Origin of the sequence: Pseudomonas baetica, assembly GCF_019733355.1 — a bacterium.
In the GTDB taxonomy this organism is placed as follows: domain Bacteria; phylum Pseudomonadota; class Gammaproteobacteria; order Pseudomonadales; family Pseudomonadaceae; genus Aquipseudomonas; species Aquipseudomonas baetica_A.
In genome coordinates, this window is sequence record NZ_JAIHLQ010000030.1 from 29,097 (window position 1) to 43,833 (window position 14,737).

At 60.7% G+C, this 14,737-nt stretch carries 9 protein-coding genes; 5 read left to right on the forward strand and 4 right to left on the reverse strand.

The window, feature by feature from the left end; all coding sequences use genetic code 11:
- Positions 1-36: 36 nt before the first annotated feature.
- From mgtA to K5E40_RS24065, 3 genes are all read right to left on the reverse strand, one after another.
- Positions 37-2,736 carry a magnesium-translocating P-type ATPase gene (gene mgtA / locus K5E40_RS24055; protein WP_221732938.1) on the reverse strand — a complete coding sequence of 900 codons (2,700 nt, stop codon included), beginning with the start codon at positions 2,734-2,736 and terminating at the stop codon, positions 37-39.
- Between the two features lie 574 nt (positions 2,737-3,310).
- Positions 3,311-4,648 carry a lysine N(6)-hydroxylase/L-ornithine N(5)-oxygenase family protein gene (locus K5E40_RS24060; RefSeq protein ID WP_221732939.1) on the reverse strand — a complete coding sequence of 446 codons (1,338 nt, stop codon included), beginning with the start codon at positions 4,646-4,648 and terminating at the stop codon, positions 3,311-3,313.
- A 135-nt stretch (positions 4,649-4,783) separates the two neighbouring features.
- On the reverse strand, positions 4,784-5,266 hold the full coding sequence (locus K5E40_RS24065; RefSeq protein ID WP_311775979.1) for a sigma-70 family RNA polymerase sigma factor: 483 nt from the start codon (positions 5,264-5,266) through the stop codon (positions 4,784-4,786).
- 323 nt (positions 5,267-5,589) lie between these two features.
- Between K5E40_RS24065 and K5E40_RS24070 the strand changes: the two genes are divergently transcribed.
- From K5E40_RS24070 to K5E40_RS24080, 3 genes are read left to right on the forward strand one after another with little or no spacing between them, the layout of a single operon-like run.
- Complete coding sequence (locus K5E40_RS24070) at positions 5,590-6,759, forward strand: efflux RND transporter periplasmic adaptor subunit (protein WP_221732940.1); 1,170 nt, start codon at positions 5,590-5,592, stop codon at positions 6,757-6,759.
- On the forward strand, positions 6,760-8,733 hold the full coding sequence (locus tag K5E40_RS24075) for a MacB family efflux pump subunit (protein ID WP_221732941.1): 1,974 nt from the start codon (positions 6,760-6,762) through the stop codon (positions 8,731-8,733). It begins immediately after the preceding gene.
- A 7-nt stretch (positions 8,734-8,740) separates the two neighbouring features.
- On the forward strand, positions 8,741-10,132 hold the full coding sequence (locus tag K5E40_RS24080) for an efflux transporter outer membrane subunit (RefSeq protein ID WP_221732942.1): 1,392 nt from the start codon (positions 8,741-8,743) through the stop codon (positions 10,130-10,132).
- A gap of 123 nt (positions 10,133-10,255) precedes the next feature.
- On the opposite strand, the gene K5E40_RS24085 is transcribed toward K5E40_RS24080, so the two are convergent.
- On the reverse strand, positions 10,256-11,875 hold the full coding sequence (locus K5E40_RS24085; RefSeq protein WP_221732943.1) for a PvdJ/PvdD/PvdP-like protein: 1,620 nt from the start codon (positions 11,873-11,875) through the stop codon (positions 10,256-10,258).
- A gap of 186 nt (positions 11,876-12,061) precedes the next feature.
- On the opposite strand from K5E40_RS24085, the gene pvdM reads away from it, so the two are divergent.
- Together pvdM and K5E40_RS24095 are read left to right on the forward strand one after the other, a co-directional pair.
- Positions 12,062-13,432, forward strand: coding sequence for a pyoverdine-tailoring dipeptidase-like protein PvdM (pvdM, locus tag K5E40_RS24090; RefSeq protein ID WP_221732944.1), 1,371 nt, complete (start codon positions 12,062-12,064; stop codon positions 13,430-13,432).
- Positions 13,429-14,709 carry an aminotransferase class V-fold PLP-dependent enzyme gene (locus K5E40_RS24095; RefSeq protein ID WP_221732945.1) on the forward strand — a complete coding sequence of 427 codons (1,281 nt, stop codon included), beginning with the start codon at positions 13,429-13,431 and terminating at the stop codon, positions 14,707-14,709. Before pvdM ends, K5E40_RS24095 begins: the two co-directional genes overlap by 4 nt.
- The last annotated feature ends 28 nt before the right edge of the window (positions 14,710-14,737 follow it).

A 14,737-nucleotide genomic window follows, 5' to 3' on the forward strand; every position in this document is an offset into this window, starting at 1 on the left:
TTCGCGAGCAAGCCCGCTCCCACAGGTACGGTGGTGTTACTGCCAGCCAAACCGGCGGATGTAGAAGCCTTTGACCGCCTGGGTCAGGGCCATGTACGCCAGCAAAATCACCGGCAGGAACACGAAGTACAGCGATGGCAGCGCCTGCAGTTTGAAGTAATGCGCCAACGGCCCCATCGGCAGGAAGACGCCGACCGCCATGATGATCCCGGTCATCACCAGCAGCGGCATGGCTGCACGGCTTTGCAGGAACGGAATCTTCGGCGTGCGGATCATGTGCACGATCAGCGTCTGGGTCAGCAGCCCGACCACGAACCAGCCGGACTGGAACAGCGTCTGGTGATCGGGGGTGTTGGCATCGAACACGTACCACATCAAGGCGAACGTGGTGATGTCAAAGATCGAACTGATCGGGCCGAAGAACAGCATGAAACGCCCGACGTCGCCCGGCTGCCAGCGTTGCGGTTTTTTCAGCATCTCCTCATCGACGTTGTCGAACGGGATGGCGATCTGCGAAATGTCGTAGAGCAGGTTCTGCACCAGCAGATGCATTGGCAGCATCGGCAGAAACGGAATGAACGCACTGGCGACCAACACCGAGAAGACGTTGCCGAAGTTCGAACTGGCGGTCATCTTGATGTACTTGAGCATGTTGGCGAAGGTTCGGCGCCCTTCGAGCACGCCCTCCTCCAGCACCATCAGGCTTTTCTCCAGAAGGATGATGTCCGCTGCCTCTTTGGCGATGTCCACCGCGCTGTCCACCGAGATACCGATGTCAGCGGTGCGCAGTGCTGGCGCATCGTTGATGCCGTCGCCCATGAAACCAACCACATGACCATTGCCTTTGAGGATGCGCACGATGCGTTCCTTGTGCGACGGCGTCAGTTTGGCGAAGACGTTGGTGGTCTCGACGGCCACCGACAGTTCGGCATCGCTCATGCGCTCGACGTCGTTGCCCAGTAACAGGCCCTGTTGCGCCAGGCCGACTTCGCGGCAGATTTTTGCGGTCACCAGTTCGTTGTCGCCCGTCAGCACCTTCACGGCGATGCCATGTTCAGCCAAGGCCTTGAGCGCTGGCGCGGTGCTTTCTTTCGGTGGATCGAGGAACGCCACGTAGCCGATCAGCGTCAGCTGCGCTTCATCAGCCAGGCTATAGGTGTTGCGACCTTCAGGCATCGAGCGGGCTGCCACCGCTACCACGCGCAAGCCTTCAGCGTTGAATCCTGCGGTGACCTGACGAATCCGAGTCAGCAATTCATCGCTCAAGGCTTCATCGACGTCGGCGTGGCGCACACGAGTGCACACCGCCAGCACTTCTTCCACCGCGCCTTTGCAGATCAATTGATGCGCCTGACCACGCCCTTCGACCACCACAGACATGCGCCGACGGTCGAAGTCGAAAGGGATCTCATCGACCTTGCGAAATGCCGTGCCGACCTTGAGTTCACGGTGGACTTCCACGTGTTCCAGCACCGCCACATCCAACAGGTTTTTCAGGCCGGTCTGGTAATAGCTGTTGAGATAAGCCATTTCCAACACGTCGTCCGAGTCTTCACCCCAGACGTCTACGTGGCGCGCCAGAAAGATCTTGTCTTGGGTCAGGGTGCCGGTCTTGTCGGTGCACAGCACGTCCATGGCGCCGAAGTTCTGGATCGCATCGAGGCGTTTGACGATGACTTTTTTGCGCGACAGGAATACCGCGCCTTTGGCCAACGTCGAGGTGACGATCATTGGCAGCATTTCCGGAGTCAGGCCCACGGCAATCGATAGCGCAAACAGCAGCGCTTCGGTCCAGTCGCCCTTGGTGAAACCGTTGATGAACAACACCAGCGGCGCCATCACGAACATGAAGCGGATCAACAACCAACTGACTTTGTTGACGCCTTGCTGGAACGAGGTGACGGCCCGATCCGTCGCGCCCACGCGTTGCGCCAGCGCACCGAAATACGTGCTGTTACCCGTGGTGAGAATCACCGCAACCGCCGTGCCCGAGACCACGTTGGTGCCCATGAACAAAATGTTGTCCAGCTCCAGCGGGTTGCGCGTGTCGCGATCAGCCTGACGCGCAAACTTCTCCACTGGCATCGATTCGCCGGTCATCGCCGCCTGACTGACAAACAGGTCTTTGGCGTTGAGCACGCGGCAATCGGCAGGAATCATGTCACCGGCCGACAACACGATCAGATCGCCGGGCACCAGTTGTTTGATCGGCACTTCAGTGCGTGGCTCATCACGGCGCATGACGGTGGCGGTGTTGCTGACCATCGCCTTGAGCGCATCAGCCGCCTGGTTGGATTTGCTTTCCTGCCAGAAGCGCAGCAGCGTCGACAGCACCACCATGGAGAAAATCACCACGGCGGCTGTGAGGTCTTCGGTCAGCCACGAGATCACCGCCAACAGTGTCAGCAGCAGGTTGAACGGATTTTTGTAGCAGTGCCACAGGTGGGTCCACCATGGCAGAGGCTGCTCGTGTTCGACTTCGTTGAGGCCGTATTGCGCACGCAGCGCATCGACTTCGAAGTCGGTGAGGCCGTCGCAATGCGTGCCCAGTGAAGACAGCAATGCCCCACTGTCGCAATGGGCAGCATCGACTAGCGTATTGGCCAGAGTGGGGGGGACTTCACGGCTGACCGTGGTGTCGTTGATGGAATCCAGCAACGCCAGGCGACGGAAGTGCCGGGCGAAGTGGCGGGTCCGCAGAAAGCCTGCGAAAAATTCCTTGAGCGTAAGTTTCATGGCTGTTGCCCCTATGGTCAGCCGGGAAACCGTCAAGCAGGTACGTCCGCGCCTGTGCCGCCGGAAAAACCGGCACGGCAAGGCTTGGCGCGCCAGTCAGAAAAGACAGGCGTGTCGATAGGGCTGCGATCTCGACGATGAGTCGAAATCACGCTCTGTTCAGCGTCGATGAGAAGGAACGTCCAGACATGACCCAGGACGGGCCATGCACGGGATGCCGCTGCTCGCATTTACGGCGAGACAACGGCACAAAAGAGGCGCGTTATCTTGCCGAGAATCTGCCGGTTACCAAGACCGGCCGACAACTGTCACTCGAACAAGTACCCACTGTGGGTCTCCGCTATTGATGAAAACGCGCGAAGCTTACGCCCCGATATCTGGAGAGTAAACCGGCAAAAGAAGGTGTGTCGGGGAATTACAGGGCTCTTCAGGAAGGGTTCAGGATTCAGAATTTGTGTTGCTTCAAATGGCCCCTTCGCGAGCAAGCCCGCTCCCACATTTTCTCCTGCGTACACAGAAAAACAGTGTGGGAGCGGGCTTGCTCGCGAAGGCGATGTATCAGGCGCCGCAGATTTTAGCTGGCAGTCGCCAACAACAGATCCGCCATCGAACGGCTGTGTCCACGATGCTTGCCATGCTCATACAACGAGCCGGCAATCTCATCGGCACGGATCGGCAACACCGACAGCAGTGTGTCGCTCAAACCATGGCTGGCCTCGCAGAAACCCTGCATGTAGATGCCTGCCTTGCAGCGCTCATCGGTGATCACTTTGTAGTTGCGATCGACCTCGAATTCGCCCAGGTATTCTTCCATCGGCGCCAGCAGTTTGCGGTGCATCTGCCGCTCGTAACCGGTGGCCAGCACCACAGCGTCATAAAGGCGCACCGTCACCTCGCCGGTGGCGTTGTTGCGCACGGTCAGCTCGATACCGTTTTCGGTGGCGGTGGCGTTCTCGACGGTGGTCAGGGTGCGGAAGGCATGGCGGGCAATCCCGGAGACCTTCTGACGATAGAAGATGCCGTAGATGCGCTCGATCAAATCGATGTCGACCACCGAGTAGTTGGTGTTGTGGTACTCGTTGACCAGACGCTCACGCTCGGCGCTGTTTTGCTGGAACACCAGGTCGGTGAACTCCGGTGCGAACACTTCGTTGACGAACGGGCTGTCGTCGGCTGGCTTGAGGGCCGAGCCGCGCAGGATCATGTCGACCTGCACCGATGGGAACGAATCGTTCAGGTCGATGAAGGCTTCCGCCGCGCTCTGCCCGCCGCCGATGATCGCAATGCTCATCGGCTGATTGTTCACGCACGGCTGCCTGGCCATCTGTGACAAGTATTGCGAATGGTGGAACACGCGGGTGTCGCCCTTCAGCGCCTTGAACGCTTGCGGAATACGTGGCGTGCCGCCGGCACTGACCACCACCGAACGGGTAGTCCGCACATGTTGCTGCCCCTGGCTGTCGCGGGAAATCACGCGCAGCGCTTCGACCTGATGGTTGTGCAGCACAGGCTCAATGGTCAGCACTTCTTCGCCATAACGGCTCTGCTCGGTGAACTGCCCGGCGACCCAGCGCAGGTAGTCGTTGTACTCCATGCGGCACGGGTAGAAGGTGCCGAGGTTGATGAAGTCCACAAGGCGGCCGTGATACTTCAGGTAATTGACGAACGAGTACGGGCTGGTCGGGTTGCGCAGGGTCACCAGATCCTTGAGGAAGGAAATCTGCAACTCACTCTGGGTCGACAGGGTATTGCCGTGCCAGCTGTAGTCGGCCTGCTTGTCGAGGAACAGCACATCCAGCTCGCCCTGGGTCGGGCCGCGCTCTTGCAGGGCGATGGCCAGCGCCAGGTTCGAAGGGCCGAAACCGACGCCGATCAGGTCGTGAACGATGGGCGGTGCAATTGCCTGTGTCATTTCCAGTGTCCTCTGGATGAACCCCTCAACAGCGGGGAAAGGAAAGCCTAAGTGACCTGACCGGCCTTGAGCAGGACAGCAGGTCGTCTGTTGAGTAGGAACGAGGACAGTGAAATAAAATTTACCGACGATGGCTCAATGGGCATCCCATTGTTTGATCCGCAGACGGCAATGTTTCATCGCATTGACGATGTGCTTTTCCACCAGAGCCTTGGAAATACCGAGCTGTGCAGCGATTTCCGGGTGCGACAAGCCTTCGATTTTTCGCAATAGAAAACTGTCGCGGCAGGCGGGCGACAGTTCAGCCAGCGCACGCTGGAGCATGTCCAGACGCTGGCCGTGATCGAGGGTGCCATGGGGGGAAGGCGTGAAATAGCGCTCTTCGTTGTCGAGCACTTCCAGCGGCTCGACCTGGCGCAGCGCGTTGCGTCGATGATCATCGATGACCAGATTCAACGCCGTACGATAAAGGAAGGCCCGGGGTTGCTCGATGGGTGTGTCGCTGGAACGCTCCAGCACCCGCAGATAAGCGTCATGCACCACATCCTCGGCAACCTGACGGTTGCCCAGCTTGGCGTTCAGGAAACACACCAGCTCGCGATAGTAGTTTTCCAACATGACTCCCGGCCGCAAAAGGTGCGGTTTCTGTCCTTGAGCACACTGATCGATCACCCCGCGATGAGCGGTAGCAAGATAGTGGCAACGTGAGGTGCGTAATTTATAGTAATTCTCATATAGATTTAAAGTAGCGTTTGTCTTTGCCCGATAAATAGTCCTGTTCTATAGCTGTTACTGGGTGTGTCAGCGCTTAAATTCCCCTGCACTTTCCTCGTTTACAGGACAGCTCCCCGTGTCTGTCGCGCCCTGCGACAGCGTTCAGCGCTGCCCGAATCCGTGTGCCAGCCGAACGACGGGCCGATTTCCACTGGCCGGAACCCTGCATGAAACGTCCCCGCCCCGCCCGACGCGCCCTGCTCGCAGTCCTTTGTCTGATCCCCGTTGTCGCTTACGCCGCGTGGCAGATCATGCCGCCAGGGCGGGATAAATTTGCCACCGTGCAAGTCACACGCGGCGACATCGAAAGCAGCGTCACTGCGCTCGGCACCCTGCAGCCACGTCGCTATGTTGATGTGGGCGCACAAGCTTCAGGACAGATTCAGAAGATCCACGTGGAAGTCGGCGACGTAGTCAAGGAAGGCCAGTTGCTGGTGGAAATCGACCCGTCGACGCAGCGGGCCAAGCTCGATGCCGGGCGCTTCTCCGTCGAGAATCTAAAGGCGCAATTACAGGAACAACGCGCCCAGCATGAACTGGCGCAACAGAAGTACCAGCGCCAGCAAAATCTTGCCGCCGGCGGTGCGACCCGTGAAGAAGACGTACAGACCGCCCGCGCCGAGCTGAAAGCCACTCAGGCCCGCATCGACATGTTCCAGGCGCAGATCCGTCAGGCCCAAGCCAGCCTGCGCAGCGATCAGGCCGAACTTGGCTACACCCGCATTTATGCGCCAATGGCCGGTACCGTGGTCGCTCTCGATGCGCGCGAAGGCCAGACCCTCAATGCCCAGCAACAGACACCGTTGATCCTGCGCATCGCCAAGCTCTCGCCAATGACGGTGTGGGCCGAGGTGTCCGAAGCCGACATCGGTCATGTCAAACCGGGCATGAGCGCGTACTTCACCACCCTCAGCGGCGGCCACCGGCGCTGGAGCAGCATTGTGCGGCAGATTCTGCCGGTGCCACCCAAACCGTTGGATCAGACCAGCCAGGGCGGCGGCAGCCCGGCCAGCAGCAAAAGCGGCAGCGCCCGCGTCGTGCTGTACACCGTGCTGCTCGACGTCGACAACACCGACAACGCCTTGATGGCCGAGATGACCACCCAAGTATTCTTCGTCGCCAATCAAGCCAAAGATGTCCTCACTGCACCGGTCGCGGCATTGCAAGGCAGCGACACGGCCAACCTGCAGACCGCTCAGATAGTCGCCGCCAACGGCAACATTGAATCCCGCGAGGTGCGCACTGGCATCAGCGACCGGCTCAAGGTGCAGATTCTCGATGGTTTGAGCGAAGGTGATCACTTGCTGATCGGCCCCGCTGTCGGCAGCGGAGACTGAATGCAAACGCCTCTGATTGACCTGAAGGACATCCGCAAATCCTACGGCGGCGGCGACGCGCCTGAAGTCCATGTGTTGCGCGGCATCGACCTGTCGATCCAGGCCGGCGAGTTCGTGGCGATCATCGGCGCTTCCGGCTCCGGCAAATCGACGCTGATGAACATCCTCGGCTGTCTGGACAGGCCAACGTCAGGCGAGTATCGCTTCGCCGCAGAACATGTTGCCGACCTGGACAGCGATGAGTTGGCCTGGCTGCGCCGCGAGGCCTTCGGATTCGTGTTTCAGGGCTACCATCTGATTCCGTCCGGCTCGGCTCAGGAAAACGTCGAGATGCCGGCCATCTACGCCGGCACCCCCGCCGCCGAACGCCATGCCCGCGCCGCCGCCCTGCTTGATCGTCTCGGCCTCGCTTCACGCATGGGCAACCGCCCCCATCAACTCTCCGGCGGCCAGCAGCAGCGGGTCTCGATCGCCCGCGCCTTGATGAACGGCGGCCATATCATTCTCGCCGACGAACCCACCGGCGCCCTCGACAGCCACAGCGGCAAAGAGGTCATGGCGCTGCTCGACGAGTTGGCGAGCCTGGGTCATGTGGTGATCCTCATCACCCACGATCGCGAAGTGGCGGCGCGGGCCAAACGCATCATCGAAATCCGCGACGGTCTGATCATCAGCGACAGCGCCCGAGACAATCCCGAGGCACAGACCACGGCCAACCCCGGCGCCTTGCAGGCGGTGGATTTGCGCAAGCGTCTGGCCGAGGGCGCCGAGGCCACCGGCTCCTGGAAAGGTGAACTGGTGGACGCCTTGCACGCGGCATGGCGGGTGATGTGGATCAACCGCTTCCGCACCGCCCTGACCCTGCTCGGGATCATCATTGGCGTGGCGTCAGTGGTGGTAATGCTGGCGGTAGGCGAAGGCAGCAAGCGCCAGGTCATGGCGCAAATGGGCGCATTCGGCTCTAACATCATTTATCTGAGCGGTTCCGCGCCCAATCCGCGCACGCCGCCGGGAATCGTCACCCTCGACGACGTCCATGCACTGGCGAGCCTGCCGCAAGTGCAGCGAATCATGCCCGTCAATGGCGCCGAGGCCGGCGTACGTTACGGCAACGTCGACCATATGAGTTATGTCGGCGGTAACGACACAAACTTCCCGGCAATCTTCAACTGGCCCGTGGTGCAAGGCAGTTATTTCACCGACGCCGACGAAGCGAGCGCAGCGGCCGTTGCAGTGATCGGCCACAAGGTCCGCAGTAAATTGCTCAAGGGTGTGAGCAACCCCATCGGCCAATACATCCTGATCGAGAACGTGCCCTTCCAGGTGGTCGGCGTGCTGGCGGAAAAAGGTGCCAGCTCCGGCGACTCCGACAGCGACGACCGCATCGCCGTGCCCTATTCGGCGGCCAGCGTGCGCCTGTTCGGCACCCGCGATCCCGAATACGTGGCCATCGCTGCCACCGACGCCCGCCGGGTCAAGGAAGCCGAACAGGCCATCGAACAACTGATGCTGCGCCTGCACAACGGCAAGAAAGATTTCGAACTGACCAACAACGCCGCGATGATCCAGGCCGAGGCGCGCACGCAGAACACACTGTCACTGATGCTCGGTTCGATTGCCGCGATCTCGCTGCTGGTGGGCGGTATCGGCGTGATGAACATCATGCTCATGACTGTGCGCGAACGCACTCGCGAGATCGGTATCCGCATGGCCACCGGCGCCAGGCAGCGCGACATCCTGCGCCAGTTCCTCACCGAGGCGGTGATGCTCTCGGTGGTCGGCGGCATCGCCGGCATCGCCTTGGCGCTGATCGTCGGCGGCGTGCTGGTGCTCAGCGAAGTCGCCGTGGCGTTTTCCTTGATCGCGGTGCTTGGCGCCTTCGGTTGCGCCCTGATCACCGGTGTTGTCTTCGGCTTCATGCCGGCCCGCAAAGCTGCCCGGCTCGACCCGGTCACGGCCCTTACCAGTGAATGATCGATCTATGAAACCGCGCCTCAGTTTGTTGACCGTGTGCCTGATCCTCAGCGCCTGCGCCAATCCCGTCCAGCGCCCGGACAGCGGCCTGCTGCCACCGGCGACGTGGCAATCGCCACAAGCCGCCCGCGTCGCCCGCAACAATGCACAGTGGTGGACGCAGTTCGGCAGCCCTGAACTCGACAGCCTGATCGAACAGGCACGAGTCGGCAGCTTCGACCTCGCGGCGGCCGTTGCCCGGGTGCGTCAGGCGCAGGCCGACACGGTGATCGCCGGCGGTTCATTGCTGCCAGAAGCCAAAGCAGGGCTCAACGCCAATCGGCAAAAACTGCTGCGCGGTAACGGCTATAGCCAACTGGACGCCAACAGCAGCAACAAGGCCGTGGATTACTTCGATACCAATCTGAGTGCCACTTACGAAATCGACTTCTGGGGCGGCAAACGCGCGTCCCGCGACAGTGCGCAATTCACCCTGCAGGCCAGTGAATTCGATCGTGCGACCGTGGAGCTGACACTGCTCAGCGGCGTTGCCAATACCTATGCACAAACCCTGTCGCTGCGCGAGCAAAGCCGCATCGCCGAGCTGAATCTGGCCAACGCACAAAGCGTGCTGAAGCTGGTGCAGACGCGTTATGAGTCAGGCTCGGCGACGGCATTGGAACTGGCCCAGCAAAAAAGTCTGGTGGCCGCTCAGCAATGGCAATTGCCGCGTGTGCAGCAGCAAGCGCAAGACGCGCTGATCAGCCTGGCTGCGCTGCTCGGCCAACCGGTGCAACAACTCTCGCCAAAAGAGCCCTTCGATCACCTGCAATGGCCAGATATCGCTGCCGGTGTACCCAGCGAGTTGCTCAGCCACCGCCCGGACATCGCTCGCGCCGAAGCACAACTGTCCGCCGCCGAGGCCGACGTCAAAGTCGCCCGTGCAGCCATGCTGCCGGCGCTGACCCTGACGGCTCAGCTCGGCTCAGGCGCCAACCAGTTCGACGACCTGTTCCGCAGCCCGTTCTATAACCTCACCGCCGGATTGGTCGCGCCCGTTTTCAATAACGGCCGTCTCGGCGCTGAACGCGACAAGGCCACGGCACGCCAGCAAGAACTGCTGGAGAACTATCGTGGCGCGATCATCAATGGCTTCGCTGATGTGGAGAAAGCCCTCAACAGCATTCGGCGCCTTGATGAGCAGCGGTTGTGGCAGAACGAAGAATTGAGCCAGGCGCAGACCGCCTTCAACATCGCCCAAAGCCGCTATCAGGCCGGCGCCGAAGACTTGCTGACGGTGCTGGAAACCCAGCGCACGTTGTATGCGGCGCAGGATCAGAACGTACAACTGCGGCTGTCGCGGGTGCAGGCGAGCATTGCGTTGTACAAGGCACTTGGCGGTGGGTGGCAGGCGCTGTAATTTCGCGGCCTGCCAGACCGCTTTCGCGAGCAGGCTCGCTCCCACATGGAATTGCATTCCTGCTGAAGGAACACGATCAAATGTGGGAGCGAGCCTGCTCGCGAATTAACCATGACGCAGCCCTCAAGCCGGGCTGGTTTTAGGCTTCAGATTGCGCGCATACCACGGTCGTTGCGGCACGCGACGGAACAGGCCGGCGAGCTTGTCCTCGTCGGTGATGAAGGTGATGCGCAGCGCCAGTTTCATGGTTTCCGGGTCCATCTCGACGGTTTTGCCCCTCTGCAATCCCGGCGTGGTGCTGCAACCATGGGTGATCGGCCCCAGCCACGGATCATCGACCTCGACCCAGCGCCCCGGTGCGAACCAGTGCACGCCGTTGACTTGCAGGCGCGTAACTTCACCCGGATGGAAACGCTCGTGGGCGCGGAACCAGTCTTCGATCCGGTCATCGATCCAGCCATGAAAATGCCAAAACGCCGGATTGACGTGGGACGAGAACGGATCGCCAAGAAAGTCGTTTTCGGCGCTGTACCAGCGTGCGGCGAAGTCCGCCGGATCGCGGGCAAACGGCACCGGCTGACCATTGGAGGGATCGCGCGGCACCGAAGCCCAACGCATGTGCAGCCAGTCATGCAGGCCCAACTCGACTTCCGAGCCAAACTGCCCCAGCGTGAGTTTTGCCAGATACGCCGGATCACGGTACTGCGACTCCCAGACCTGGAAATTGCTTTCGTAAGTTTCGGCGGTCTTGATGTCGCTAACCCATTGACTGAACTCGTCATCGCCTGTGGCCGTCCACGTCGGTGGCAAAGCCGTGCCGTCATGATTATCGAAGTAACGGGCAAAACCGATGCGGTCGCGGATCAACTCCGGCTGCGGCAGCGGGAAGTATTCCCAGGAGGGCAGATCCTGCATCGATCGCGCCGTCCCGAGCATGTGCCGGTGCATGAAGAAAAAGTCCACGCCCGAACCGTTGCGATCCTTGCGCGGGCCTCGGGCATCACGCTCCTTGTCACGCGGGCCGGGTTGCCAGCCAATGCCGCGCAAGGCCTCGCGCTTGTCTTCGGGAAGCTTGTGCCACTTGTCCCGGGTTGCATGCCACAACTGGTGGAACAGGCGATGTTCAGGAGAGATCAGCCAGGCCAGCAACGTCGCGTTCAACGGTGTGCGCTCGCGCGATTCGGGAAACAGGCGTTTGACCGCCACGAAGCGGTTGTCCTGCGCTGGCAGGCTCAACGCCCGATCAAGTCGTAGCGCTTTGCCGCTGAGGGTGCCACTGCCGGCATTGCCGAAGTCGGCCCAGACTTCATCGAGGATCATTTCCAGCTCATAGCTGATCTGGCCATCAGCGCCGATCAGCCGCCAACTCAACTTCGCGGCATCGGCCCCGGCGAGATCGCCAAGAACTCGGTAACGAGGCCCATCACCAGAGCGCAAGCGTTCGGGCGTATCGAGAAAGCCGCACACGCCTCGGCCCTTCTGGCCAATGTCCAGAAACACTTGCAGCCCCTTCAGCGGCAAGCCTTCAAGACCTGCGTCACGACCTTCGAAACGGATGTCCCAAACCCCGCGCAACGCATTCGCCAAGCGTTGCCCGGCCCTGTCGGCGACGTCGAATGACGCTTCGCCAGGCGTGATCGTCGGGTCCGGCTTCGTCCATTCACGATGCCCAAAATAAGCCGCCGGCACGGCAGCGCCCGTCAGCGCCAGGCCCGCCATGAACCATCGTCGAGAAATCTTCATTGCCCTACCTGTGTCAGCCATGAAGCAGGCTTTATCCAAGCTAGAACGTTTGTTGCTGCGGCAAATTTAAGGCGCCGCTTTTGCCAGAGGTTCACGCGCCTAAATTTCCCTGCCGACTGCTCGTTCTTCCCAGATAGCAAAGGCCCCCGCGCCTGCACCTCGATGGCGAACCTGACTGAGATGGCAATGACAAAACCACGTTCGAAAAAGGCTCTATTCATCGGCCTGCCACTGGCCCTGGCAATCAGCGCCGGCGCAGGCTTTGCCGTTTGGCAACTCGGGTTCAAGGACGACCTCGGCTACCCGGTCAAAGTCATGAAACAGGCCGATGAGCTGCACGAACGCATGCTCTCCTTCGACAGCCATGTCAGCCTGACGCAAAATTTCGGCACCGACGGCCACGAAGCCGACAAGGACGGTGACGGCCAGTTCGATCTGGCCAAGGCCAACCGTGGACGTCTGTCGGGCGCTGCGCTGACCATCTTCGGCTGGCCGGAAATGTGGAACGGCCCGAATGCTCCTCACAAACCGACGCCCGGCTTCGTCGAAGAGGCGCGCAACCAGCAGGAGATCCGCTTCAAGATCATTTCCGGCATGGTCCGTGACTATCCCAATCAGGTCGCCATCGCCTACACCCCGGACGATTTCCGGCGCCTGCACGGCGAAGGCAAGTTCGTGATTTTCATCAGCATGCTCAACGCCTATCCACTGGGCCACGACCTGAGCCTGCTGGACATGTGGACGGCACGCGGCATGCGCATGTTCGGCTTCAGCTACATCGGCAACAACGACTGGGCCGATTCGTCGCGTCCGCTGCCGTTCCTCAATGACTCGCCGGACGCTCTCGATGGTCTCTCGGATCTGGGCAGGCAAGCGGTCAAGCGCCTGAACGATCTGGGCGTGATCATCGACGTATCGCAGATGTCGACCAAGGCTCTTGAGCAAGTCGCGCAACTGAGCCGCACGCCACTGGTGGCTTCGCATTCGGCGCCGCGCGCGATGGTCGACATCCCGCGCAACCTCAGCGACAAGGAAATGCAGCTGATCAAGAACAGCGGCGGCGTCGTACAGATCGTCGCGTTCTCGCAGTACCTGCGTCCGCTGACCCAGGAAACCCAGAACAAGCTCAACGAAATGCGCAAAGACTTTGATCTGCCGCCACTGCCGAACCTGGCCATGGCGCTGATGCCCGGTGATCCGATCATTGCCGCTTGGTCCGAGCAAAAGTTCGGCCAGTACGCCGGCCGCCTCTACGGGATCCTCGAACAAGAGCCGAAAGCCAGCCTCAAGGATCTGGGGGACGCCATTGATTACGCGGTGCGCAAGATCGGTATCGACCATGTTGGGATCAGCTCCGATTTCAACGAGGGCGGCGGCGTCAAAGGTTTCGAGAACGTGGCAGAGATCCGCAACGTCACCGCCGAACTGATCTCGCGTGGTTATTCCGAAGCCGACATCGCCAAGCTCTGGGGAGGCAATTTCCTGCGAGTCTGGGATCAGGTCGAAAAAGCCGCGAAACCTTCGCTGGCCACGGCGCAGGAAACCGCCAAGCCATGAGCAATCGTCGTGACTTTCTGAAGCAGGCGGGGATTCTCGCGGCGGCGCTGCCACTGGGGGCGAGCCTGCCGAGTGTCGCCAGTGCCTCAGCAGCCGCGCCGCTGCCACGCAACAAGTGGGCGCAGTTGCAGCAACTGTTCGATCAGGATCCGGATTACCTGCACTTCTCCAATTTTTTGGTCACCTCGCACCCCAAACCCGTGCGCGACGCCATCGAAAAGCACCGCGCCGCCCTCGACAAAAACCCAGGCCTGGCGATGGACTGGGATCTGGGTGTGATCGAACAGCGCGAAGAAAACGTGCGGGTCTGGGCGGGTCGTTACCTGCAAGTCAACGCGAAGCAGATCGCGCTGACCGGCAGCACCACCGAAGGCTTGGCGACGATTTACGGCGGCGCACATGTGCGCGCCGATCAGGAAATCCTCACCACCGTCCACGAGCATTACGCGACTCACACCATCCTCGCTTTGCGCACCGAACGCGACGGCACGCGGGTGCGCAAAATCCCTCTGTTCAAAGATGTGCACCGCGCCAGCAAAGCTGAAATCCTGGCCGCCATCGACAGCGCCATTCGCCCCGAAACCCGCGTGCTGGGGATGTGCTGGGTGCATTCGGGCAGCGGCCTGAAACTGCCGATCGGCGAGATCGGCGCCCTCGTCGACAAACACAACCGTGGGCGCAGTGACGCTAACCGAATCATTTATGTGGTGGATGGCGTTCACGGATTTGGCGTGGACGACCTGAGTTTCAAGCAGATGAACTGCGATTTTTTTATCGCCGGCACCCACAAATGGATGTTCGGCCCGCGCGGCACCGGCCTCATTTGCAGCCGTTTCGAAGAGGTCAGGTACATCACACCGATCATTCCAACGTTCTCCGAAGCGACAACGTTTTCCACCACCATGACCCCCGGTGGCTATCACGCGTTCGAACACCGTTGGGCGCTGGACGAAGCGTTCAAGTTACACCTGCAATTGGGCAAGGCAGAGGTCGAGGCGCGCATTCACGCGCTTAACAGCTACCTGAAAAAACGCCTGCAACAACGCCCGTCAATTGAACTCGTCACGCCATTGAGCCCTGAGCTGTCCGCCGGCTTCACGTTCTTCCGGGTCAAGGGCAAGGACAGCGACAAGATCGCTGCGCACCTGATGACCAATCGTGTGGTGGCCGATGCCGTCAACCGCGATGTCGGCCCGGTCATCCGCACAGCTCCGGGGCTGCTCAACGACGAAGCCCAAATCGACCGACTGCTGGCCGTGCTCGACCAAGCCCTTTGATCCCGCGCGATCCCTTTTTCCTTTTAGC

Bases quoted from the DNA above. Each gene is read 5' to 3' on its own strand.
- mgtA (WP_221732938.1), bottom strand. From the start codon at position 2,736: ATGAAACTTACGCTCAAGGAATTTTTCGCAGGCTTTCTGCGGACCCGC.
- K5E40_RS24060 (WP_221732939.1), bottom strand. From the start codon at position 4,648: ATGACACAGGCAATTGCACCGCCCATCGTTCACGACCTGATCGGCGTC.
- K5E40_RS24065 (WP_311775979.1), bottom strand. From the start codon at position 5,266: ATGTTGGAAAACTACTATCGCGAGCTGGTGTGTTTCCTGAACGCCAAG.
- K5E40_RS24070 (WP_221732940.1), top strand. From the start codon at position 5,590: ATGAAACGTCCCCGCCCCGCCCGACGCGCCCTGCTCGCAGTCCTTTGT.
- K5E40_RS24075 (WP_221732941.1), top strand. From the start codon at position 6,760: ATGCAAACGCCTCTGATTGACCTGAAGGACATCCGCAAATCCTACGGC.
- K5E40_RS24080 (WP_221732942.1), top strand. From the start codon at position 8,741: ATGAAACCGCGCCTCAGTTTGTTGACCGTGTGCCTGATCCTCAGCGCC.
- K5E40_RS24085 (WP_221732943.1), bottom strand. From the start codon at position 11,875: ATGAAGATTTCTCGACGATGGTTCATGGCGGGCCTGGCGCTGACGGGC.
- pvdM (WP_221732944.1), top strand. From the start codon at position 12,062: ATGACAAAACCACGTTCGAAAAAGGCTCTATTCATCGGCCTGCCACTG.
- K5E40_RS24095 (WP_221732945.1), top strand. From the start codon at position 13,429: ATGAGCAATCGTCGTGACTTTCTGAAGCAGGCGGGGATTCTCGCGGCG.